General features: G+C 69.6%; 18 protein-coding genes and 2 pseudogenes. 11 read left to right on the top strand and 9 right to left on the bottom strand.

Features of this window, described 5'->3' with window-relative positions:
- Positions 1-132: 132 nt before the first annotated feature.
- From SPRI_RS08435 to SPRI_RS08425, 3 genes are all read left to right on the top strand, one after another.
- The gene (locus SPRI_RS08435; protein WP_005310389.1) at positions 133-1,194 is read left to right on the top strand and encodes an ATP-binding protein; all 1,062 of its coding nucleotides are present in this window, start codon (positions 133-135) and stop codon (positions 1,192-1,194) included.
- Positions 1,191-3,002, top strand: coding sequence for a vWA domain-containing protein (locus tag SPRI_RS08430; protein ID WP_005310387.1), 1,812 nt, complete (start codon positions 1,191-1,193; stop codon positions 3,000-3,002). Before SPRI_RS08435 ends, SPRI_RS08430 begins: the two co-directional genes overlap by 4 nt.
- Before the next feature lie 101 nt (positions 3,003-3,103).
- Positions 3,104-3,502: an ASCH domain-containing protein gene (locus SPRI_RS08425; protein WP_037776145.1), complete on the top strand. Its 399-nt coding sequence runs from the start codon at positions 3,104-3,106 to the stop codon at positions 3,500-3,502.
- Between the two features lie 103 nt (positions 3,503-3,605).
- Here SPRI_RS08425 and SPRI_RS08420 read toward each other — a convergent pair whose 3' ends face one another.
- Both SPRI_RS08420 and SPRI_RS08415 read right to left on the bottom strand, forming a co-directional pair.
- Entirely contained in the window at positions 3,606-4,154 is a 549-nt protein-coding gene (locus SPRI_RS08420; RefSeq protein WP_005310383.1) for a DUF1062 domain-containing protein, read from the bottom strand.
- Positions 4,155-4,521: 367 nt separating this feature from the next.
- Positions 4,522-5,082 (bottom strand): HAD family hydrolase, encoded by a 561-nt coding sequence (locus tag SPRI_RS08415; protein ID WP_238996208.1) that lies wholly within the window; start codon positions 5,080-5,082, stop codon positions 4,522-4,524.
- A gap of 744 nt (positions 5,083-5,826) precedes the next feature.
- Here SPRI_RS08415 and SPRI_RS08405 point away from each other — a divergent pair.
- Complete coding sequence (locus SPRI_RS08405) at positions 5,827-6,276, top strand: VOC family protein (protein WP_005310377.1); 450 nt, start codon at positions 5,827-5,829, stop codon at positions 6,274-6,276.
- 24 nt (positions 6,277-6,300) lie between these two features.
- Here the strand turns inward: SPRI_RS08405 and SPRI_RS08400 are convergent, their stop codons facing one another.
- On the bottom strand, positions 6,301-6,900 hold the full coding sequence (locus SPRI_RS08400; protein ID WP_005310375.1) for a DUF308 domain-containing protein: 600 nt from the start codon (positions 6,898-6,900) through the stop codon (positions 6,301-6,303).
- A 210-nt stretch (positions 6,901-7,110) separates the two neighbouring features.
- On the opposite strand from SPRI_RS08400, the gene SPRI_RS08395 reads away from it, so the two are divergent.
- From SPRI_RS08395 to SPRI_RS08385, 3 genes are all read left to right on the top strand, one after another.
- Positions 7,111-8,295 carry a sensor histidine kinase gene (locus tag SPRI_RS08395; protein ID WP_037773466.1) on the top strand — a complete coding sequence of 395 codons (1,185 nt, stop codon included), beginning with the start codon at positions 7,111-7,113 and terminating at the stop codon, positions 8,293-8,295.
- The gene (locus SPRI_RS08390; protein WP_005310371.1) at positions 8,292-8,951 is read left to right on the top strand and encodes a response regulator transcription factor; all 660 of its coding nucleotides are present in this window, start codon (positions 8,292-8,294) and stop codon (positions 8,949-8,951) included. The genes SPRI_RS08395 and SPRI_RS08390 overlap by 4 nt, the downstream gene beginning before the upstream one ends.
- Positions 8,952-9,128: 177 nt before the next feature.
- On the top strand, positions 9,129-9,773 hold the full coding sequence (locus SPRI_RS08385; RefSeq protein ID WP_005310369.1) for a hypothetical protein: 645 nt from the start codon (positions 9,129-9,131) through the stop codon (positions 9,771-9,773).
- A 28-nt stretch (positions 9,774-9,801) separates the two neighbouring features.
- Here SPRI_RS08385 and SPRI_RS08380 read toward each other — a convergent pair.
- From SPRI_RS08380 to SPRI_RS08365, 4 genes and pseudogenes are all read right to left on the bottom strand, one after another.
- Positions 9,802-10,916: pseudogene (locus SPRI_RS08380) on the bottom strand (IS630 family transposase).
- A gap of 83 nt (positions 10,917-10,999) precedes the next feature.
- Positions 11,000-12,085, bottom strand: coding sequence for a hypothetical protein (locus SPRI_RS08375; protein ID WP_005310367.1), 1,086 nt, complete (start codon positions 12,083-12,085; stop codon positions 11,000-11,002).
- Between the two features lie 274 nt (positions 12,086-12,359).
- Positions 12,360-12,854 carry a DinB family protein gene (locus tag SPRI_RS08370; protein ID WP_005310364.1) on the bottom strand — a complete coding sequence of 165 codons (495 nt, stop codon included), beginning with the start codon at positions 12,852-12,854 and terminating at the stop codon, positions 12,360-12,362.
- 97 nt (positions 12,855-12,951) lie between these two features.
- The gene (locus SPRI_RS08365; RefSeq protein ID WP_005310362.1) at positions 12,952-13,431 is read right to left on the bottom strand and encodes a TIGR03618 family F420-dependent PPOX class oxidoreductase; all 480 of its coding nucleotides are present in this window, start codon (positions 13,429-13,431) and stop codon (positions 12,952-12,954) included.
- Positions 13,432-13,675: 244 nt separating this feature from the next.
- Between SPRI_RS08365 and SPRI_RS08360 the strand changes: the two genes are divergently transcribed.
- Positions 13,676-14,275, top strand: a complete 600-nt coding sequence (locus SPRI_RS08360; RefSeq protein ID WP_037773461.1) for a DUF6328 family protein — start codon at positions 13,676-13,678, stop codon at positions 14,273-14,275.
- Between the two features lie 149 nt (positions 14,276-14,424).
- Here the strand turns inward: SPRI_RS08360 and katG are convergent, their stop codons facing one another.
- Complete coding sequence (gene katG, locus SPRI_RS08355; RefSeq protein WP_037773460.1) at positions 14,425-16,614, bottom strand: catalase/peroxidase HPI; 2,190 nt, start codon at positions 16,612-16,614, stop codon at positions 14,425-14,427.
- Between the two features lie 345 nt (positions 16,615-16,959).
- Positions 16,960-17,139 (bottom strand): annotated as a pseudogene (locus SPRI_RS39240) (MSMEG_1061 family FMN-dependent PPOX-type flavoprotein); the annotation flags it as partial.
- Positions 17,140-17,556: 417 nt separating this feature from the next.
- Here SPRI_RS39240 and SPRI_RS08350 point away from each other — a divergent pair.
- The 3 genes from SPRI_RS08350 (at position 17,557) to SPRI_RS08340 (ending at position 22,556) form a co-directional block, all read left to right on the top strand.
- The gene (locus SPRI_RS08350) at positions 17,557-18,945 is read left to right on the top strand and encodes a chitinase (protein ID WP_037773456.1); all 1,389 of its coding nucleotides are present in this window, start codon (positions 17,557-17,559) and stop codon (positions 18,943-18,945) included.
- Positions 18,946-19,011: 66 nt separating this feature from the next.
- Positions 19,012-21,282, top strand: a complete 2,271-nt coding sequence (locus SPRI_RS08345; protein ID WP_078951229.1) for an RICIN domain-containing protein — start codon at positions 19,012-19,014, stop codon at positions 21,280-21,282.
- Between the two features lie 47 nt (positions 21,283-21,329).
- Positions 21,330-22,556 carry a ThuA domain-containing protein gene (locus SPRI_RS08340; protein ID WP_374987877.1) on the top strand — a complete coding sequence of 409 codons (1,227 nt, stop codon included), beginning with the start codon at positions 21,330-21,332 and terminating at the stop codon, positions 22,554-22,556.
- Positions 22,557-22,563: the final 7 nt, after the last annotated feature.

Genomic DNA, 22,563 nt, shown 5'->3' with positions numbered 1-22,563 from the left:
CCTCACCCCGGATCCCTGAACCCCGGTTCCTCGAACCCCCGATCCCCGCGAAACCCGCAGCTCCCGAACCCGCAGCTCCCGAACCCGCAATACACGAACCCGAAACTCCCGAACCCGAAGGAACATCTCCGCGTGCAGGCTGCCGTCACCGTCACTCCCGCCCAGATTCCCGAGCTGCTGCTCGGACTCGCCACCGTGCGGCCCGTGTTCCTCTGGGGAGCGCCCGGAATCGGCAAGTCGTCGCTGGTGCGGCGGTTCGCCGACTCGCTGGGGCTGGAGTGCGTGAGTCTGCTCGGCACGCAGCTCGCCCCGGAGGACCTGATCGGGGTGCCGCAGATCCGTGACGGACGGTCCGTGTTCTGCCCGCCGGAGGCCATCGCGCGGGACGAGCCGTACTGCCTGTTCCTCGACGAGCTCAACGCCGCGAGCCCCGATGTGCAGAAGGCGTTCTACTCGCTGATCCTCGACCGGCGGATCGGCTCCTACGAGCTGCCCGCGGGCTCGATCGTCATCGGCGCGGGGAACCGCGCCACCGACAACGCCCTCGCCCGTCCCATCGCGTCCGCGCTGGTCAACCGGCTCACCCACGTCCATCTTCAGGCGTCGGCGGAGGACTGGCTGGTGTGGGCCGGCGAGCACGGCATCCACCCGTGGGTGACGGACTACCTCACCGACCGGCCCGACCACCTCTGGTCGCAACCGCCGAAGACGGAGGAGCCGTTCTCCACGCCCCGCTCGTGGCACATGCTGTCCGACGCGCTGCACTCCTTCGGGCCGGCCATCGACGAGAACACTCTCAAGGTCGTCGTCCACGGCACGCTCACGCCCGCGCACGCCGTCTCCTTCTGCGGCTACGCGAAGATCGTGCGCCACACCTTCGGCATCGAGGCGATCCTCAAGGGCGACGCATCCTGGCCCTCGCGGCTCGAGGACCGGGACCTGCTCTACTACCTGGCCGAGGCGTTCCGCGGGCGGCTGGTGAAGGAGCTTCCCCGGCAGAAGGAGCACGTGTCGCCCTCGCTGCGGCAGACCGTCTACCGCTCCAAGTCGCTGCTGGTGCAGCTCGCGGAGATCTCCGTCGAGGTCGCCCAGACCGTCATCGCCGACGACGTCGACGGGCAGCCGGTGCTGCCCGCCTGGTTCCTCGTCGAGGCCGCACGCGACATGCCGCGACTGGTCGAGGCCCGGCGATGAAGACGGCCGCCCGGAAGAAGGGCGACAAGCCCGATCCCGCCGCCGAGGCCTTCGCGGCGGGGCTCGCCATGGTCAAGCGCAATCCGGCCTTCGCCGCGGTCGAGGCCGACTTCTGCCGGCAGGGCAAGTGTGCCGCCACCCCGGCCGGCGGGCTGGCGGCCGTCGACTCGAACGGCGTCGTCCACGTCCACCCCACCAAGCGGGCGAGCCCCGAGGAGTGGGCGTGGACGCTCGCGCACTGCCTGCTGCACCTCGGCTTCGGCCATGTGCCGGCGGCCGACGAGAGGCTGCGCGAGCAGCCCGACCGGTTCGACCTCGCCGCCCGCTGCACGGTCGTCAACCGCTTCCTGCTCACGTTCCCGGTGGGCAGCCCGCCCGGCCACGCCCCGGGGACGTACCAGGGCGGCGACGAGGAACTGCTCGCGGCACGCTGGCGCCGCGACGGCATCCCCGCCGCCTACCGGCACTGCGGCACCGCCGGTGAGCACCCCGACCAGGTCCTGACCACCTGGCGGGCATGGGGCTCGTCCGCGGTGCCCGACTGGGAGACCGCCTTCGCCCGCGCGCTCACCCGCAGCGTGTCGGCCGCCATGGACGTGGCGGGCGGCCGGCGCGACCGCGTCACCGGTGAACGTCTGCCGCAGCGGCCCTGGGACCGGGCGCTGAACTGGTTCGTCTCCTCGTACCCGCTGCTGGGCGGGATCGCGGCCGGCCTCACCGTCGTCGCTGACGCCGAACTCGCCCGCGCACAGGACATCTCCGTCGCCGCCGTGAGCTCCACCGCGGGCGAGATCTACGTCAATCCGCTGCGGACCTTCACCGACGAGCAGTGGCAGTTCATCCTCGCCCACGAGATGCTGCACGCCGCCCTGCGCCACGGCGAACGCCGGGGCATGCGCGACCCGTTGCTCTTCAACGTCGCCGCCGACTTCGTCGTCAACGGCTGGCTGGTGGAGATGCGCGTCGGCGAGATGCCGGAAGGGCTGCTGCACGACCCGGAGCTGAAGGACCTGTCGGTGGAGGAGGTCTACGACCGCATCGCCACCGATCTGCGCCGCCGCCGCAGGCTCGCGACCCTGCGGGGCAAGGGCATGGGCGACATCCTCGGCGACCCGCTGCCCCACGCGGCCTCCCGCCCCTACGCCGACCTGGACGACTTCTACCGGCGCGGTCTGGTCCAGGGCTTCGACCTGCACCAGTACGGGGAACGCGGTCTGCTGCCCGCCGGGCTGGTCCAGGAGATCCGCGCGCTGGCCCATCCGCCGGTGCCGTGGGACGCGCGGCTCGCCCGCTGGTTCGACGAGTACGTCCCCCGGCCCGAGCCGGTGCGCTCCTACGCCCGCCCGGCGCGGCGGCAGGCGTCCACCCCCGACATCCCGCGCGCCGGACGGTACTTCCCGCAGGAGGAGGTCCCGCGCTGCACCTTCGGCGTCGTGCTCGACACGTCCGGCTCGATGAACAGCGCGCTGCTGGGCAAGGCGCTCGGCGCCATCGCCTCGTACGCGGAGGCCCGCGACGTGCCGGCCGCCCGCGTCGTCTTCTGCGACGCGGCGGCGTACGACGCCGGCTACGTGCCGCCGGTGGAGATCGCCGGCCGGGTACGGGTCCGGGGACGCGGCGGGACGGTGCTCCAGCCGGGCATCGACCTGCTCCACCGGGCCGGTGACTTCCCGGCGAACGCGCCGGCGCTGGTCATCACCGACGGCTGGCGCGACACCCTCCGCATCCGCCGAGAACACGCCTTCCTGATCCCGCAGGGTGCGTCCTTGCCGTTCACCCCCAGGGGTCCGGTCTTCCGCCTGACGTGAGGACTCCGGCGGCGTAAGGGGGCCGTTGGCGGGGGCGGCGGGGCAGTGGGTGCGTGCGAGTAGGCCGCCGGCGGCCGGGGGGTGGGGCTGATCTCGTGATCATGTGGCCACGTATCGACGGACTTCGGACCCTGGACCTCGGCGTTCCCGGCGAACTGCGGGGCACGCGCAACGCGTTGGTGCTCACGGGGCGGAAGCGGGCCACGGCGGGGCTGCTGGAGGCCGACAGGACCGAGGGCGAGGAGCCCGAGACGGTGGGCGAGCGGCTGGTCCTGGTCGGCAGCGACGGGCAGCGGGTGACCGAAGTGGTCGTGGAATCCGTGGACATCACGCCGCTGGGTTCCGTCCCCTGGGACTTCGCCAGGGCGGAGGGGGAAGGGGACGCCGACCTCGCGGAGTGGCGTGCCGGCCACATCGCCTACTGGCAGAGCGTCGGCCGGACCGTCGACGACAGGACGGACATCGTCTGCGTGCGCTTCGCGCTCGCGCCGCCCACCTGACCCGACGCCTCTGCGGGAGGTCTTCGTCGTGATCAGGCCCGGCCTCACCTCCGGGGGCCTGCCCGGCGGGTCTTGCCGGACAGGCCCCAGTGCCGAGGTGGGCTCAGCGCTTGAGCGTGAAGGTGAAGTCGCCGGAGAGCTTGCCGCTCAACCGGACCGCGGAGACGAGCTTCCCCTCCGTGATCAGTCTTTCGACCTCGGCCCGCGACAGACCGCAACCTTCAGCGATCAGCCGCACCGGCCGGACAGGGATCCGCGCCGCGAAGCGGACCGAGATGTCGATCACCTCGCGGCCCAGGTGATCCGATCCGCCGGTGTCGAGGCGCCAGGCGCCGTCCCAGTCGAGGGCGATGCGGTTGCGGCGCCGCACGACCGGATCCTGAAGCAACTCGGCTGTCAGGCCGAGGTCGTTGTCATGCAGCCGGTCCAGAAGTTCAGGCCGTACGGAGCGGACATTCATCCGCTCCAGGACGGAGAGCTTCGCGGTGTCCCCGCACGTGGTGCAGAGCACGAGGAGCCAGGCGTCGATGAGCTTGTGGTTCGCGTTGACGCGGAATTTTCCGCTCGCCCGGAAGCGCCGGGACGCACACGCGTGACAGTGGCGGAGGACGAGCGGAAGGCAGGTGGGCACGACGACCCAGTTGTTGAGCACAGAAGTACACCGGTTCCAGTGAGAAGTCCGCAGCAAAAAGGAGCGCGGCGCACATGCGCGACGCGCGACGATTCAGCGCTCGGGAGGTCTCACACGGTGTACAACGGCACGTCCTTGCCCAGACGACTTGGTCCGGCAGCACGGTAGTGGCGCACAGCGGCGCGGTTCCACTGGTTTTGCGGGCCTCAACTCCGGGGCCCGCCCGGCGGATCCGGGACGAAGCCCGACGCTCGCCGTGGACAGCTCGGGCACCCATCCGGCCGGCGCGCGACGGTCTGTACGGCCTCTAGTGCTCCAGCCGTAGACCGTGATCACGAGTGGGTCGTCACAGCGGCTGTGATGGCTCATCAGTCATTGCAGGGAAGGCTTACTGCCCGCCGAGTCGGAGTACAGCGACCACGTACAGGCTCGAGGACACCGTCAGAAGCAGAAAGGCGAGAACCGTGTGGACGACGAGCCCTCGCCTTGGGGGAAGGCCCAGATGTGCCCGGGCCGCACGGCTCACACGGGGCCCCGGGGCGCCTCGCGCGTCGTTCGCGTCCGCCTTCTCGATCGCTCGGCGCAGCTTCCTGCGGCTTCTCTCGGTCGTGATACCCAGCCGCACGCCGTGGGCGTCGCGCACCAGCAGGGTCCGGTACGCGCTGCCGTACGAGAAGGTCGTCAGTAGCCGGACCGTGGTGATCCGGTCGAGGTCGACGGACCGTTCGCCGGTCAGGGTGTGCGCAGTCAAGCGCGACGATGAGTGCCGGAACGGTACGCGCTCCTCGCACAGTGAGGGTAGGACGACGAAGCCGGCGATCGCGGACAGTAGGCCGAGCACGATCGGTGTGCCTTCGGGGGCCACCCCCATTCTCGCCAGCCCGTAGCCACCGAGAGGCAGCAGGAGGACCGCCACCGCCAGGCACGAACCCATGCGTGCACGCGTCACGCTGCGGATCGTGGTTGCTTCCACTGACGCCCCCGTTTCTGTCGGCGGACATCAGCGTGCATGCGCGACGGGCCTCTGCGCATTGCCGGTCTCCGGCAGTCTTCAGCCGCCGAACGGGCAGGGGAGGCGCGGGCCGCGGCGGGCACGTGGCGGTGGAGCGCGTCTCCGGGCCGGCCTCGCGACGGGCCGGTCCGGAGAGCGCCGCCTCACGCGTGCGTGCCGGTTCAACGACCGTCGTCGTACGCGAAGTAGAAGCCGGAGGACGCGAAGTACTTGCACGCGATCGTGATGTCGTAGTAGCGCTGGAACTCGTTCTGAACGGTCATGCAGGAAGCGTGGGTTCCGAACGGCCCCTGCCACTTCAGGCTCTGGACGCCGACGCTCCCCCTGTGGTCGGTCTGCCGCACCGCCTGTTCGCCGGCCTGGGCGGTCGCAGCGGCGCCGGTGACAGCGCCGGTGGCAAGCGCCGGCGCCGCTGTCGCCCGCATGATCCTCTTGAACATCGGCATCCCCCTGATGGACGAGTCACCACAAGTGCGATACCGGTCCGCCGCGGACCGGGTTCCGGGTTCAGCTTGCGCTCGACCCGGTGGAGGGGCGACTCGTTTCGGTCCAGGGCGAAACGAGGCATCGACGTGCTGGTCGGGCAACATCGACACTTCCTGGTGTCGAGAATGGGGCACCGGCTCCGTCCCAGGGATACGAGTAGCCGGAACGGAAGCGCGACGAAGAAGGAGCACCCCCGTGACGATTCAGCGGATGGACAACGTAGGCATCGTCGTCGACGACCTCGAGGCTGCCGTCGCCTTCTTCACCGAGCTCGGCATGGAGCTGGAAGGCGAAGCGCAGATCGAGGGAACCGTGGCGGACCGGATGCTCGGCCTGGACGGGGTCCGCAGCGCCATCGCGATGATGCGCACCCCGGACGGCCACGGCAAGCTGGAGCTGACGAAGTTCCACGCCCCCGCGGCGGTCACTGCCGGACCGCTCAACCCGCCACCCAACACTCTGGGCCTGCACCGTGTCATGTTCGCCGTCGACGACATCGACGACACGATCGTCCGCCTGCGCCGCCATGGCGCCGAGCTCCTCGGCGAGGTGGCGCAGTACGAGAACGTCTACCGGCTCTGCAACCTCCGCGGCCCCTCGGGAATCATCGTCGCCCTGGCCGAACGGATCGGCCGGGCGCACTGACCGCGGTGGCTCCGACGCCGGTGGTCAACGCTTTCCGCGTCGGCCGCGGATGCTCAGGGCGACGACGGAGACGAGGAACCAGAAGGCGCCGAACGCCGAGTAGCCGGCCACGGTGGACAGGTTGCTCGCCGCCGAGGCGGACGTGGCGGCGATGACGGCGCCGGCGAGTACGGACTGTCCGCCGCTGACGGCCATCGGCCACTGGGCGCCGACGGTGCGCCGGCGCCGGATCGCCACGACGAGCTGGATGGCTCCGGAGAGGAGGGCCCAGACGCCGAACACGAGGAGGGCCGTCCCGATCGTGGAGAAGACGGCGACGATCATCCCGGCGGTGGTGGCGAGGCCGAGACCGATGTTGACGGTGCTGACGCCGTTCGTGGAGCCGGTGCCGGCCAGGCGGCGCTCGATCAGCGTGGCGACGGCGTCCCACAGGGGGTAGACGACGAGCAGCACTGCCGCGATCATCGTGGGCTCGTCCGCCGACACGAGCGTGGCGGAGGTCGTGAAGACGAGTGCCACCCAGATCAGGGAGAAGGCGACTCGGATCAGGTGGAGCGATCGGAGCCCGGAGGACGTCGTCGCGGCCGTGGCCGAAGTGGTCGAGGTTACGGTGGTCTGAGTCATCGGGTGTCCCGTTGTGATCGTGACGGTGTGAGACGGTCGCCTCGATGAGGAGTCTCGGCGGCCTCGGGAGGGGCCGCGTACTTCGAACGAAGTACTTTCGCCATTCACCTTCGACGCAGTGGGTTCGGCCGACGCCGTCCCGCGAAACAGCCCGGTCGTCTACATCGTTCGAAGTACGCGGCCGCCGCACACGTGAACGAGAATCGGCTCATGGTCAAGGCGCAGAACAGTCAGGACGGGCCCGCGGCACCGCTGTGGGTCCGACGCCCCGAGGTGCTGCACCGGGTCGCCTACGCGGTGGCAGCGCTGGTGTTCACCGGGCAGATCGTGGCGGCGGCAGTGAGGGGGGCGGACTGGCCGACGGCCCTCTCCGTGCTCCTCGCCGGCGGCGGCGTAGCCCTCTCGTGGTGGAGGCCGTGGGCAGGACTGGTCGTGACGAGTGCGGCGTCCTTCGCCGTCACAGCGGTGGGTGACGACCCCCTGTCGGTGTGGATGATGGCGGTGCTCGTGCTGTTCTCGGTCACCCTCAGGGGAAAGCAGCCGCTGGCCGGGACCGGCATCGTGGCGGCATTCTTCCTGGGGGCGTTCATGACCGTCGGAGGATTCCGCGGCGGGGCGGTCGTGGGAGCCGCCGCCCTCTTCTCCGCCATGGCGGGAGGTGCGACGGGGGCCGCGCTCCGTATCCACCGGGAGCACTGGTGGACCCTGGACGAACGGGCCGAGATCGCCATCGCCACCCGCGAGATCGAAGCCACCCGACGAGTGACGGAGGAACGTCTCCGTATCGCCCGGGACCTCCACGACGTCATCGGCCACCAGGTCGCGATGCTGAGCCTGCACCTCGGTGCGGCGGAGATCGGACTGCCCGAGGACGCCGAGTCCTCCCGGCAGGCCCTCGTCTCTGCCAGGTCCAGCGCCCGTACCGTCGTCGTCGAGACGCAACGCATCCTCGCGCTGCTCCGCCTCGGGGACGACGTCTCCGGCGACGAGGCGCTCCGGCCGACCCCGGCGCTCAGCGGCCTGGACGGACTCATCGCCTCTTTCGAAAGCATCGGCCTCGACGTCCGGCGCTCCATCGACATCCCGGCCGGCTTCGTGGAGCCGAGCGTCGGCGTGACGGTCTACCGGGTCGTTCAGGAAGCGCTCACGAACGCCTACCGGCACGGAGAAGGGACGGCGACGGTGGATGTGCGGGAGCACGACGGCACGATCCGCGTCACCGTGGAGAACCGTGTCGGTCACTCCCCGCGCGGCTCCGACCCGGGCAGCGGACTCGGACTCGTGGGGATGCGTGAACGCGTCGAGTCCTCCAACGGGCGGCTGACGATCGACAGCCACGACGGGCGATTCCGGGTCCACGCGGAGTTCAGCCCGCTGGGAGCGGTCCTCCGATGACACGCATTCTGATCGTCGACGACCAGGACGAGATCAGGGCCGGGATCCGGGCGATGCTCCGGCTCGACCCGGGTCTCGTCGTCGTGGGGGATCTCTCCGACGGACTCCAGGTCGTCCCCTTCCTCCGGGACCACCCCGTCGACCTGGTGCTGATGGACATCCGGATGCCCGGCATCGACGGTGTCGAAGCCACCCGCCGGATCAGGGCGGAGCATCCGCCCGAGAAGACGCGGGTGATCGTGCTGACCACCTTCGACCAGGACGACATCGTCCTCGCCGCCCTGCGCGCGGGCGCCAACGGCTTCCTGAGCAAGACCGTGAGCCCTGCCGAACTCGTCGCCGGAATCACCGAGGTCGTGGGCGGCGGCGGTGCGCTGTCGGCCGCCGCGACGGCCGCGCTCATCGGTCACATGACCGACAGTCCGCCCCCGCTGATCGACAAGGAACTGCTGCGGCGCTTCAGCGCTCTGACGCCCAGGGAGCGGGACGTGGTCGTTCTGGTCGCCAGCGGTCTCGGCAACGACGAGATCGCGGCCCAGATGTCCGTGTCACCGTTCACCGTGAAGACGCATGCGGTCCGAGCCATGACGAAAGTCGGCGCCCGCGACCGGGCCCAACTGGTCTCCTTCGCCTTCCGGGCCGGCCTCTACCCCTGAACCTGCCGAGCAGCCCCCGGAACAGGTGGCCGTCCCGGCGAGGCCGGCCGGCCCGGTGGGCGGGACGGCGTCGGCACACATACGTCTAGTGCTGTGACCGCATACGTTGACCGGGTTGGGCGACCGTGAGGTGGTGGGGCCAACCTCGCGGCGGGAGCGTCCGCTTATGCTCAGCTCGTGCAGCCGCCTTTCGATAGAAGCGATCCGTTGATCACGGCGTTCCCAGTGGAGCTCGCGGGAGACGCTGAGGCAGTTCTGGCGGTCATGCCTGCTTCTCGCCTCCGGCCGGCAGCGTCGTTTTCGGTCGTTGTAGAAGGCCAGCAGGTGACCATCCCGGGGCGTCTCTACAACGACGAGCCGCCGCCCGACGCGATGGCGTCGCTCTCGTCGCGTCAACGGCAACTTCTGCACTGCCTGTACTCAAGGCACTGCGACGGGATGGTCAGGCAGCGCCACCTGGCGAAGGTCGTTGACTCCACGGACCCGTGGGTCGTCCCGTTCGTCGTGCAGCTGGTCGGCGAGTACGTCTTGGAGATCCTCGTCGACATCTGCGACAGGCTTCGTGATCTTGCCGCTCCGGGCGCCCGGGGCCACGTCGCCTATGGGCAGTTCATCGTGGACAACCCGGCTTTCTTCGCCCGTACTCAGCGGCGGGTCGTGAGCTACTGGAGCTGCTACTACCGTTCCGCCTATCCGAGTTTCCGGGGCTACCCAGGGTCTACTTTGCTTGACCTCCTTCGGTCCGCTGCCTCCGAGAGGGCAGGGCATCCCTGGCCCGATCTCGCTCCTTCAGCAGGCGCCAGGGTGGACGGCTACCGCTAAGGCCGGCCGGCAAGGTTCACCGGGTTGATCAGGCTGCGGCAGGTCGTCCGCCCCAGCGGACGCCCTTCTCGCTGCGGACCCGGGCGCGCTCACGCCGTTGAGCTGCAAGGACATCGGGATGTCGTGCGTTCTTGTTGCGCCAGCGCAGGTAGGCGTGCAGGGCTCGGGTCTGGACTGTGTGGTTGCCGTGGTGGGAGTTGGCGATGGTGAACTGCCGCAGCGGCCCGAAGTGGGCCTCGATCGGGTTGGCCCAGGACGCGTAAGTCGGGGTGAAACACAGCTCGACGCGGTTCTTCCTCGCCCAGCAACGGATCTTCTCGCCCTTGTGCGCGGAAAGGTTGTCCAGGATTACGTAGATAGGAGCGCCGTCCGGACGGGCGGCCCGGATTGACCTCAGTGCGGCCAGGGTGTTCGTGGCTCCCTTCTTGCGGCGGTTGACGCCCCACAGGGCGTCGTCGCCGACCGAGTAGCAGCCATGGAAATACCGGATGCCGTGAGTGCGGTGGTAGGTCGCCGGGTGCCGCTCGGGGTGACCGGCGGGGGCCCAGCCCGCACCGCCGGTGGGCCGGATGCCGAGCGGTCCGAACTCGTCAAAGGCGAAGACCCGGTCCGGGAATCGTTCCAGGACCTCCTCGATCCGGTCCAGCTTCGTCTCGCGGTCGGGGTCCGGGGATTCCTTCCACGTCTTGGTGCGCTGGAAGGTGACGCCGCGGCGGGCGAGCAAACGGCGTAACGCCTCGCGGCCGATGCAGATGACGCGGCTGTGGACTTCCGCAGGTAGGCGGCCAGTTTGCGGATGGACCAGCGGGTGAAGGGCTGGCCGAGCTTGGTCGGTCGGTTGGTGGCCGTCTGGACGACGAAGTCCTCGTCGTCAGGACTGAGCAGGCGGGGACGACCTCCCGCCCATCGAGGGTCCAGGCAGACCAGGCCGATCTCGTTGAACCGATGGATCACATCCCGGACGGTGTCCTCGTCGGCCTGCACCAGCTGGGCGATCACCGGGACGCGGTTTCCGCCAGCCGAGGCCAGCAGCATCATCGCGCGCCGGTAGCGAACCGAACTGGTGCTCCCCCGGCGTACGATCTGCTGCAGCTTCTGCCCCTCCTGGTCGGTCAATCTGCGCGCACGGACAGGCTCGGCCACCGTGCCTCCAGCGGGTCGGATCGGACGTCACCGACATCCAACCGCCCCGACCACCAACCCGGCGAACCTATGCGGTCAGAGCACTAGGAGCGGGTGGCGGTCGCGCAGCCGTTGCCCGTGGACGTCGTGCCGTCGCTCGTGTCGATCGGCTCGCTGCGGTCGTACGGATCGACCCTGGCCTCGTCGGTGGGCTGCTCGTCCGCCGTGCCGAAGGGCGGCACGAAGTAGCCGGTCGGGGCGGAGCAGCCGCCGTTGGTCATGTCGAGCGCGTACGAGACGAGGGACATCGTGCCCGGCTCGGTGACGACCTTGGCCGGGTCGTCCCAGCTCATCACCACCTCGCGCCGCACGATCGTACGGACGACCTCTGCATCCCGGCCGTCGTCGCCCGCCGGGGTGGTCGGGTACACGAAGGTGACGTCCGCCGTCACCTCCAGCGCCCCCCGCTTCCCCTCCCGGTACGTGAGCCGACCGCGCGTCTTGACCAAGTCGCCGACCAGCCGGGCCTGCTCCGGCCGGAATCGGCTGAACAGCAGCAGCGGATCGGTCTCAGGAGTGGGCGCCTTCGACGACAGGGAGGTACGGAGGTACTGCTGGACGTCCTTCTGGTGCGGGTTCAACAGCGCGATCGCCTTCGTGGGCCGCTCGCCGCGCAGCACGCGGGAGTCGAGCCCCGCGGCCACCAGGAAGTCCCGGCTCTGCCGCAGAGCCCGCTCGACCCGCGCGGCGTCCATCCAGCCGGTCGCCCTGGCCGGCGGCACCGTGATGCCCGCCGCTCCGTCGGCCCAGCGGGCGGCGGGCGAACCCCGGAAGGGTTCCGCGAGGGTGGGGCGCAGGTCCGGCTCGGCGCCGGGCGCCTCCCGCGGTCCCTCCGACTCGGCGGCCAACGGCCCGTCCTGCCCGCCGTCGCTGCCGCCGAACCAGCCGACGACCTGCTGCGGGAAGAGCCCCACGACCAGGAGCGCCACGACCGTCACCAGCCCGGCCACGAACCAGCCTGTCCTGCGCCGGGGCCGGGCCGGTGAGTACGTACGCGGGCCTTCCGGCGGCCCGGAGCGCCCCCGCAGCCGTCGCTCCACCTCACGGGCACGCGCCGACGGCTCCACGGGGGCCCCGGCCGCACCCGTCACCGATTCACGGAGGAACCGCTCCCACTCCTCGTCGGACACGGACGACCCGTCCTGCCCCCCAGCCCCGCTCACACCGCACTCCTGTCCTCGCTCGACCGCTCTGCCGCTCGACCGCTTGATCCCCGATGGCTCGATCGCTCGATTGTCCGGTCGGTCGTCCGCGCTTCGGTCGATCGGGAGCCGCACGCATGATTGCATGAACATGCCGTCGGCCCGCCGGGCGGTGGGTTCGCACGGTGTGGGCCGTCGTGCGCGCCACGGCCGTGAGGAGTGGCCACGTCCCGGCGCTCCGGAGCGTTTCACCGCACCCGCGTCACCGCCCGATCGAGCCGTCGATCCGCTCGCGGAGAATGTCGGCGTGACCGGCGTGCCGGGCGGTCTCCTCGATCATGTGGACCAGCACCCAGCGCATCGACGGCGGCGGGGTCTCGCGCAGCGAGCGGGCGCCCGGGCGGTCCAGGTCGGTGCAGGCGAGGGCGACCTCGTTCGCCCGGGCGATCGCCTCGCGATAGGCGTCCGCCAGGCCCGACGCGGTGTCGTCCGCGGACACCGCACCCTCGTCGTCCCAGCGCTCGCGGTCGGCGCCGGCGTAGGCCCAGACGAACCAGTTGAGCTCGACGGCCGTCAGATGCTTGATCAGTTGGAGCAGGCTGGTACCGGACGGGACGCCGGCCGTGCGGACCGCGGGCTCCGGGACACCGGCCGCCTTCGCCAGAACGGCCTCGCGCAGGTAGTCCAGGAAGGTCAGCAAAGTGGTCTTCTCGTCGGCGTTCAGGCCGGGCGGACGAAGATCGGGGCGGGGCTCCATGGTCGTCATGGCAGAACGGTAGGTGATCGATTCAAGGGGGACGACAGCCGTGTGCGGTCAGTGATCAGGACGGGCCTGTGCTGTGAATGACGGCTGGTCAGTCCGCTGAGTCACGGGCCTGGCCGCCGATGTCCAAGGCCGTCCCGTACAGCCGCTCCACCCTCAGCCGGATGACGACCCTGCGCTCGGCGACCAGCCCTTTGAGGAACGCGTCCTCGTCCTCGGGCTTCGCGGCGGCCGGGATCATGGCGAGCAGTTCACGCCCGACCGCGTCGCCGGGGACCGTCGTGGTCTCCGAAGCCTCCGCCGTGCCTTCGGCGACGGCGAACGACCAGATGTCGCCACCCTGCACATGCAGCGACGCACGCGGGTTGCGCTGCAGGTGCTTGACCTTGATGCGGTCGGCCGTCGTGGACATCCGCACCATGCGGGCCCGGGGGTCCCAGCTGTAGACCATGGTGGTCAGGTGGGGATGGCCACTTTGCTTGACCGTGGCAAGGGTCCCGAACTGCTGCCCGGCGAGCAGGTCGGAGAGGGCTTCGTCGGACAGGGCGCGCGGTGCTGGTCCTTGAGTCATGCTGTCGCCAACTCCCTTGACCGGCCGGGCATTCCACGAGATCCCGCCGCGGTGGCCCGGAGCGCTCACGTCGGATCCTGCGGTCGGTCGAGTAGCCGTACGCCGGCTGCGGTGAGGCAGTCGGAGGACGGCGGCACTCGTGGCGGCTCGATCCCCCGTGGAGCACTGCCGGCGAACGCCGGACCCCCGGCCACCTGCATGAATCCGCGTGCTCGGGGCATCCGCAAGGCCGGAGGAGGATGCCATGTCCATGCTGGAGCAGTCGTCCGAGTTGAGTGCGCGGGAGCCGGCCTGCCCCGCGTGCGCCAAGCGGGTCGCCGGTGGGTGCGAGGGGACCGGAGCCGGTGGGCACGCGGACACCGCACCGCCGGAAAGCGCCCGCGAGCGCGTCAACCGCCGCTGGACCGAGATCCTTCAGGAGACCCGAGTCGCACAGACCGGTGTGCAGATCCTCTTCGGCTTCCTGCTGAGTGTGGCGTTCACCCAGCCCTTTCGGGAGCTCGGCACCTTCGACAGGACGGTCTACGTCCTGACCGTCGTCCTGGGGGCCGCCGCCACCGCCTCGCTGATCGCCCCGGTCTCGATCCACCGGTTCCTGTCCGGTCAGCGCATGAAGGACGAAGTCGTCGAGGCCGCGTCCCGGTTGATGATCTGCGGCATGGTCCTGCTGGCCCTGACCATCGGCTGCACCCTGCTGCTGATCCTCCACGTCGTGGTGCCGGGCCTCCTCGCCGAGCTCCTGGTGGGAGCGGTGATGCTCTGGTTCGTCCTGTGCTGGTACGTACTGCCCCTGCGGCTCCGCCGCCGCGCGTCACGTCGTTCCGCGGGCGAGGAGGAGTCGTGAGCACCGCCTGACACATGGACGTGAGAATGTCCCGGCCGGCCGAGGAGCGGCCGACCGGGACATCGCCTCCAGGGCCCCGGGCCCGGAGCGGAGCTCAGAGCCCGGGACTCATGGTCCGGCGCCCGGCACCCGGCCCCGGTGCCCGGTGCTCACGAGAGGTCGAACCGGTCGAGGTTCATCACCTTGTCCCACGCGGCCACGAAGTCACGCACGAACTTCTCTCCCGCGTCCGCGGACGCGTAGACCTCCGCGACCGCTCGGAGCTGGGAGTTCGCGCCGAAGACCAGGTCGACGGCGGTGGCGGTCCACTCGACCTCGCCCGTGGCAGCGTCCCGGCCCTCGTAGACGTTCTCGGCCGAGGGCGACGTCCTCCACTGCGTGCCCATGTCGAGCAGGTTGACGAAGAAGTCGGTGGTCAGCGTCTCCGGCCGGTGGGTGAGGACACCGTGGGGGGATCGGTCGAAGCCGGTGTTCAGTGCCCGCATGCCGCCGATCAGGACCGTCATCTCGGGGGCGGTCAGTGTCAGCAGATTGGCGCGGTCCAGCAGCAGGGTCTCCGGCGACAACTTCTCGCCCGCCCGGAGGTAGTTGCGGAAGCCGTCCGCCCCGGGCTCGAGCACGGCGAACGACTCCGTGTCGGTCTGCTCCTGCGAGGCGTCCGTGCGTCCCGGCGCGAACGGGACGGTGATGTCGTAGCCGGCGTTCTTCGCCGCCTGCTCCACGGCCGCGCATCCGCCGAGGACGATCAGGTCGGCGAGCGAGACCTTCGTCCCGCCGGTCTGTGAGGAGTTGAAGTCCTGCTGGAGCCGCTCGAGGGTCTGCACCGTCTCTGTCACGTCGGGCAGGTTGTTGACCTCCCAGTCCTTCTGCGGCGCGAGTCGGATCCGTGCCCCGTTGGCCCCGCCGCGCTTGTCGGTGCCGCGGAAGCTCGCAGCCGACGCCCAAGCGGTGGTGACCAGCTGGGGGACGGACAGTCCCGAGGCGAGGATCCTCGCCTTGAGGGCGGCGATGTCCTCGGCCCCGACCAGCTCGTGATCGACCTCGGGGACGGGGTCCTGCCACAGTTGCGGCTCGGCGATCCACGGGCCCAGGTAGCGCGAGAGGGGTCCCATGTCGCGGTGCAGCAGCTTGTACCAGGCCTTGGCGAACGCCAGCGCGAGCTTGTCCGGGTCCTCGTGGAAGCTCTTCGTGATCGGCCCGTAGATCGGGTCGACCTTCAGCGCGAGGTCCGTCGTCAGCATCATCGGAGCGTGCCTCTTCGACGGATCATGGGCATCGGGCACGGTGTCCCTGGCCGACGGATCCGTCGGGGTCCACTGCTTCGCACCGGCGGGGCTCGTCGTCAGCTCCCACTCGTACCCGTACAGGTTGTCCAGGTACCCGTTGTCCCATGTCGTCGGCGCGGAGGTCCACGCGCCCTCGAGACCACTGGTGAGGGCGTCGGGGCCCTTGCCGCTGCCGTAAGTGTTGCGCCAGCCGATGCCCTGCTGCTCGACGGGTGCGGCCTCCGGTTCCGCGCCGATGTACGAGGGGTCGACCGCACCGTGGCATTTGCCGAACGTGTGGCCGCCGACGATGAGCGCGACGGTCTCCTCGTCGTTCATCGCCATACGCCCGAACGTCTCGCGGATGTCCCTGGCGGCAGCCACCGGATCCGGGTTGCCGTTGGGCCCCTCCGGATTGACGTAGATCAGTCCCATCTGCACGGCGCCGAAAGGACCGGTGAGTTCCCTTTCACCGCTGTAGCGCTCGTCCCCGAGCCAGGTGTCCTCGGGTCCCCAGAAGATTTCTTCGGGCTCCCAGATGTCCTGCCGCCCGAAGCCGAACCCGAACGTCTTGAACCCCATCGATTCCATGGCGCAGTTGCCGGCGAATACCAGAAGGTCGGCCCAGGAGATTTTCCGCCCGTACTTCTGCTTGACCGGCCAGAGCAAACGGCGCGCCTTGTCGAGGCTCGCGTTGTCCGGCCAGCTGTTGAGGGGGGCGAAACGCTGAGCGCCGGAGCCGCCACCGCCCCGGCCGTCGGCGATGCGGTACGTTCCCGCCGCATGCCAGCTCATCCGGATGAAGAGCGGGCCGTAGTGGCCGTAGTCGGCAGGCCACCAGTCCTGCGACGTCGTCATCACCTCGAATACGTCCCGCTTCAGCGCGTCGACGTCGAGGGTCGCGAATTCCGCTGCGTAGTCGAAGTCCTCGCCCATCGGATTGGACCTGGGCGAGTGCTGGTGGAGAACCTGGAGGTCCAGCTGATTCGGCCACCAGTCCCGGTTCGTCCTCGGTCGAGTCGCAGTGGGGGTCGGGGAGGGGATTGCCGGGTTCTCGCTTTCGCTGCCGGACACGTCCGTCCTTCTTCCTGTCTCGGTGTTTCCGTCTGCTGGCTTGTTGCTCTTGACGTTGGTCGCTTTGCCGGTGTCGAGCACCGCGTGATCGAGCCTGTGTCGGCGTCCGTATGGTCGCGCACCGCAGACCGCGCCGCCACGAGAACACGCAGGGCAACCCCCGTGGAACAAACACTCAAAGCACAAAGCCGTTCGAGTCCCGGCTCAATGGCCGACGGATCTCCCGGCCTCTGAGAAATGCGAGAAGGCGTTACCGATTCTGATCATCCGAACACCCCGATGACATGAAAAGTGGAACGCACAAGTATATGTCCGGCGCGTAGCGTGCGCGCGGTGGCCGAGTTCGAGCCGCAGCGATGCGAGTACCTCATCGTCCGTCGGCAGCCGCTGCTCCGGCTTGCAGGCCCCGCTGCGCAGGAGCGACTTGGGGCCGTGCGGGTAGACCTCCTCGATACCCGGCACCGGCGCGCTGGCCCGCGGCTTGCCCACGGCGGTCGGCCGGGACAGTGGCTCCGGGCGGGTTGTCCGGCGTGTGAAGATCGCGCGCGGTCATGTTCCCTGGCTGGTCTTCTGCGGGCCGTCGCGCCGGCATCCGGGCGCCGGCCCTGTCGTCCGCCGGCCTCGCTGTCCACGGTGGTGACTGCCGTTCAGAATCTGGTCCATACCAAAACCTTGACACCCCGATCCTTCACTCCTTAAATCACGTAGTGAACTAAGCGTCTCCGGGGTTGAGTTCCCACCGCCTCGGTTGCCCCGTCGGCGCCGGCGGCCGCTTCGGTTCGCACGCGCTTCCTGCCGGTCGGCCTCTGCCCCTGTGTGCCACCGGCCGGCGTCCCCCCACATGCTCCTGGAAGGCGGAGTCATGGACTCTCGGTCACCGGCACCCGTTGCCGATACGGACCTGCCGACAGGAGCACCTGACCAGAAGTGGACGGTGATCCCATGACCACGAGACTCCCGCGCACGCCCGTCGTGCGAGGTGTGCCGGTGGCGGCAGCCGCGGCAGCCCTTGTCATGAGCCTGATCGGTACTCCCGCCAGTGGCGCCGTTCAGGCGACCGGACAGATCACCGGTCTCGGCGGCAAGTGCGTCGACGTGGCGGGAGCCGGCACCGCCAACGGCACCGCCGTACAGCTCTACGACTGCAACGGCTCCGCCGCCCAGCAGTGGAACGTCGGATCCGACGGCACCGTCCGTGCGCTCGGCAAGTGCCTGGACGTGGCCTCCGGAGCCACCGCCGACGGGACCCGGACACAGTTGTGGGACTGCAACGGGACCGCCGCACAGCAGTGGACGGTGAACGCGGCCCGCGACATCGTGAACCCGCAGGCCGACAAGTGCCTGGACGCGACCGGCAACACCTCGGCCAACGGCACCCCGCTGCAGATATGGACCTGTACCGGAGCCGCCAACCAGAAGTGGACCGCGCCGAGCGCCGGCGGGGGAGAGCCGGGGCCGGCCGGATCCATGGCCGTAGCGCCGTACCTCTACAACGGGTGGGGCAGCCCGCCGAACCCCACCACCGTGATGAACGCGACCGGCGTGAAGTGGTTCACGCTCGCCTTCGTCCTCAGCAACGGCTACTGCAATCCGCAGTGGGACGGCAGCCGGCCCCTGACCGGCGGCGTCGACCAGCAGACCGTCAACACCGTCCGCGGGGCCGGCGGCGACGTCATCCCGTCGTTCGGCGGCTGGAGCGGCAACAAACTGGAAAGCTCCTGCGGCAGCGCGGGGGAGCTGGCAGCCGCCTATCAGAAGGTGATCAACGCCTACGGCCTCAAGGCCATCGACATCGACATCGAGGCCGCGGCGTACGACAGCCCGACCGTCCAGCAGCGCACGGTCGACGCGCTCAAGACCGTCAAGGCCAACAATCCCGGCATCAAGGTGTACATCACCTTCGGCACCGGCCAGAACGGCCCCGACAGCAGCCTGATCAGCAAGGCGGCCGCCTCCGGTCTGACCGTGGACAGCTGGACGATCATGCCGTTCAACTTCGGCGGCGCCGGCCAGAACATGGGGCAGCTCACCGTCCGCGCCGCCGAAGGACTCAAAAACACGGTCAAGAACGCCTACGGCTACTCGGACGACCAGGCGTACCGGCACACCGGCATCTCCTCCATGAACGGCATCACCGACAACAACGAGACGGTGACCGTCGCCGACTTCCGCACCATCCTCGGCTACGCCCAGCAGCGGCACCTCGCGCGGCTGACCTTCTGGTCGGTCAACCGTGACCGCCCCTGCACCGGCGGCGGGGCCGACACCTGCTCGGGCGTCCCCCAGCAACCGTGGGACTTCACCCGGGTCTTCGCCCAGTACAACGGCTGACACATCCGCTCCCCTTTCCCCCGTCAACCCCCCACACAGGCCGGGCAGCCGGCCACAGGAGGAGCCATGCTCCGATCTCCGCTGACGTCCGGAGCGGGTCGCCCCGCGCCGAGTCCGGGCCGCATCGTCAGACCGTGGGCCGTGGCCCTCGCGGTCGCGGCGGCGGCCGCCTCGACCCTCACCGCCGCCCGGCCCACCGAGGCCGCCCCCTCCTCCGCCCTCGCGGAGACAGCCTCCGCCGAGGCGGCCGCCGCCCTGCCCACGAGCTGGTCCACGCTCGTCAACGCCGGCAGCGGCAAATGCCTGGACGCGCGGTCGGCCGCCACGGTCAACGGCACGGCGGTGCAGCAGTACGCCTGCAACAACAGCACCGCCCAGCAGTGGAGCTTCACACCGACGAGCGACGGCTTCGTGCGGATCAACAACCGCAACGACGCCCAGCAGGTCGTCGACGTCAGCAACACGTCCTCGGCCGACAACGCCGCCGTGCACCTGTGGACGTACGGCGGCGGCAACAACCAGCAGTGGCGGGCCGTCGACGAGGGCGGCGGCGCGTACCACTTCGTCAGCCGGCACAGCGGCAAGTGTCTCGACGTGCCGTCCGCCTCCACGGCCGACAGCGTCCAGCTGGTGCAGTACACCTGCAACGGCACGGCGGCGCAGCGCTTCCAGGTCGCGCCGGTGAGCACCGCGCCGGGGGACGTGGACCTGGGCCCGAACGTGGCCGTCTTCGATCCGTCGATGCCGTCGGCCGTGATCCAGAGCCGGCTGAACTCGATATTCCAGCAGCAGGAGACGAACCAGTTCGGCTCCCAACGCCATGCGGTGCTCTTCAAGCCGGGTACCTACAACAACGACGTCAACGTCGGCTTCTACACCCAGGTCCTCGGCCTCGGACAGTCGCCCGACGCCGTGACGATCAACGGCGCGGTGCACGTCGAAGCGGACTGGTTCCCGCCGCAGAACGCCACGCACAACTTCTGGCGCGGCGCGGAGAACATGTCGGTCAACCCGACCGGCGGCACCGATCGCTGGGCCGTGTCGCAGGCATCCGCGTACCGGCGCATGCACGTGCGCGGAAACCTGGAACTGAGCGACGGCGGCTGGTCGAGCGGCGGCTTCATGGCCGACTCCAGGATCGACGGGCAGGTACGTTCCGGCACCCAGCAGCAGTGGCTGACCCGCAACTCCCAGCTCGGCAGCTGGACGGGGTCCAACTGGAACATGGTGTTCGTCGGCAGCCAGGGCGTGCCCGGCAACACCTTCCCCGACCCGCCGTACACGACGGTGGACCGGACCCCGACGGTCCGTGAGAAGCCGTTCCTGTACGTCGACGACGCCGGCGCGTACAAGGTGTTCGTACCGTCCCTGCGGTCCGACTCGTCGGCCACGACCTGGGCGGGCGGCGCCGCGGCAGGCACCTCGCTCGGCATCGACCAGTTCTACGTCGTCAAGCAGGGCGCCACCGCCGCCCAGATCAACGCTGCCCTGGCGGAGGGCAAGAACCTCCTCGTCACACCCGGCGTCCACCACCTGAACCAGACGCTCAAGGTGACCCGCCCCGGCACCGTCGTACTCGGTCTCGGCCTCGCCACCTTCGTCCCGGACAACGGCATCACGGCCATGACGGTCGCGGACGTCGACGGCGTGAAGATCGCAGGTCTCCTCATCGACGCCGGCACCACCAACTCACCGACGCTGATGGAGATCGGCCCGGCCGGCTCCTCCGCCTCCCACGCCGCCGACCCGACCTCGCTGCACGACGTGTACTTCCGCGTCGGCGGTGCCGCGGTCGGAAAGGCGACCACGAGCCTCGTCGTCAACAGCGACCACGTGATCGGCGACCACATGTGGATCTGGCGCGGCGACCACGGCACCGGCATCGGCTGGAACACCAACACCGCCGACACCGGACTGGTCGTCAACGGCGACAACGTGACGATGTACGGCCTGTTCGTCGAGCACTACCAGAAGCACCAGACCATCTGGAACGGCAACGGCGGACGCACGTACTTCTACCAGAACGAAATGCCCTACGACCCGCCAAGCCAGGCCGCATGGATGAACGGCTCCACGCAGGGCTACGCCGCCTACAAGGTCGCGGACACGGTCACCAGCCACCAGGCCTACGGACTCGGCAGCTACTGCTTCTTCAACGTCGACAACAGAGTGACCGCCGAGCGCGCCTTCGAGGTGCCGAACAAGCCCGACGTGCGCTTCCGCAACATGGTCACCGTCTCCCTCGGCGGCACCGGCACCATCCGGCACGTCATCAACGACAGAGGCGGACCGTCCAACTCGTCCACCAACGTGGCCAACCTGGTGAGCTACCCGTGAGGCGCCTCGCAGCGCGGCTGCTGACCCTCCTGGCGATGGTGGTGGGCATGACGGCGACACCGGCGCAGGCCGCACCCGCCGCCCCCGCCGCACCCGACTTCAAGGTGATCGCGTTCTACAACGGCACCTGGGACGCCGCACACATCGACTTCGTCAAGGAAGCCAACGAGTGGTTCCCGCGAACCGCCGCCCAGCACAACTTCAGCTACACGGCGACGACCGACTGGGACCTGCTCGCGAACGGCAGGGTGAACGACTACCAGGTCGTCCTCTTCCTGGACGACGCGCCGAAGACCGCCGCCCAGCGGTCCGGATTCGAGCGGTACATGCGGGCCGGCGGCGGCTGGATGGGCTTCCACTCCTCGGCGTTCACCACCGACGCCGGTTCCTGGCCCTGGTACCACAACACCTTCCTCGGCAGCGGAAACTTCCGGACCAACACCTGGGGGCCGACAACGGCAGCGCTGCGTACGGAGGACAGGACACACCCCTCCACCGCCGGTCTGCCCGCGACGTTCACCTCTTCGGTCAGCGAGTGGTACGGCTGGTCCAACGACCTGCGCGCCAACTCGGACATCAAGGTCCTCGCGTCGGTCGACCCGTCGAGCTTCCCCCTCGGGACGGACCCGAACCAGTCCTGGTACAGCGGCTACTACCCGATCCTGTGGACCAACACCCGGTACAAGATGCTGTACGCGAACTTCGGACACAACGCCATGGACTACGCCTCCAACACACGGCTGTCCTCGACGTTCGCCAGTCCCACACAGAACCGCTTCCTGATCGACGGGCTCACATGGCTCGGCGGAGCGGGCGGCGGGCCGGCGCCGTCCGACCCCATCTCCGAGACGGCGTGGTACTCACTGACCAGCAACGCGAACGGCACATGCGTCGACGCACGGGCGGCGGCCACGGCCAACGGCACCCCGATCCAGCAGTACACCTGCAACGGGACCACGGCGCAGCAGTTCCAGTTCCGCCCCACCGACGGCGGACACGTCCGGATCGCGATCCGCGGCAACCCGCAGCAGGTCGTCGACGTCACCGCAGTCTCGACCGCGGACGACGCGCCGTTGCAGCTGTGGTCGTACGGCGGTGGCGGCAACCAGCAGTGGCTGCCGGTACGCGAGACCTCCGGCCGCTACCACTTCACCGCTCGGCACAGCGGTAAATGCCTGAGCGGCACGGGCAGTACGGCGAACGGAGTGCAGCTGGTGCAACGCGCCTGCGACAACTCGGCCGCGCAGAGTTTCGGCCTGACCGCCCACCCGTAGCCGGCGG

This window comes from Streptomyces pristinaespiralis, from assembly GCF_001278075.1.
Taxonomy (GTDB): domain Bacteria; phylum Actinomycetota; class Actinomycetes; order Streptomycetales; family Streptomycetaceae; genus Streptomyces; species Streptomyces pristinaespiralis.
Note: the sequence above shows the minus strand (reverse complement) of the source record. Positions and strands in the feature narration are given on the sequence as shown.

Bases quoted from the DNA above. Each gene is read 5' to 3' on its own strand.
- SPRI_RS08430 (WP_005310387.1), top strand. From the start codon at position 1,191: ATGAAGACGGCCGCCCGGAAGAAGGGCGACAAGCCCGATCCCGCCGCC.
- SPRI_RS08425 (WP_037776145.1), top strand. From the start codon at position 3,104: ATGTGGCCACGTATCGACGGACTTCGGACCCTGGACCTCGGCGTTCCC.
- SPRI_RS08400 (WP_005310375.1), bottom strand. From the start codon at position 6,900: ATGACTCAGACCACCGTAACCTCGACCACTTCGGCCACGGCCGCGACG.
- SPRI_RS08395 (WP_037773466.1), top strand. From the start codon at position 7,111: ATGGTCAAGGCGCAGAACAGTCAGGACGGGCCCGCGGCACCGCTGTGG.
- SPRI_RS08390 (WP_005310371.1), top strand. From the start codon at position 8,292: ATGACACGCATTCTGATCGTCGACGACCAGGACGAGATCAGGGCCGGG.
- SPRI_RS08370 (WP_005310364.1), bottom strand. From the start codon at position 12,854: ATGGAGCCCCGCCCCGATCTTCGTCCGCCCGGCCTGAACGCCGACGAG.
- SPRI_RS08365 (WP_005310362.1), bottom strand. From the start codon at position 13,431: ATGACTCAAGGACCAGCACCGCGCGCCCTGTCCGACGAAGCCCTCTCC.
- SPRI_RS08360 (WP_037773461.1), top strand. From the start codon at position 13,676: ATGTCCATGCTGGAGCAGTCGTCCGAGTTGAGTGCGCGGGAGCCGGCC.
- SPRI_RS08350 (WP_037773456.1), top strand. From the start codon at position 17,557: ATGACCACGAGACTCCCGCGCACGCCCGTCGTGCGAGGTGTGCCGGTG.
- SPRI_RS08345 (WP_078951229.1), top strand. From the start codon at position 19,012: ATGCTCCGATCTCCGCTGACGTCCGGAGCGGGTCGCCCCGCGCCGAGT.
- SPRI_RS08340 (WP_374987877.1), top strand. From the start codon at position 21,330: ATGACGGCGACACCGGCGCAGGCCGCACCCGCCGCCCCCGCCGCACCC.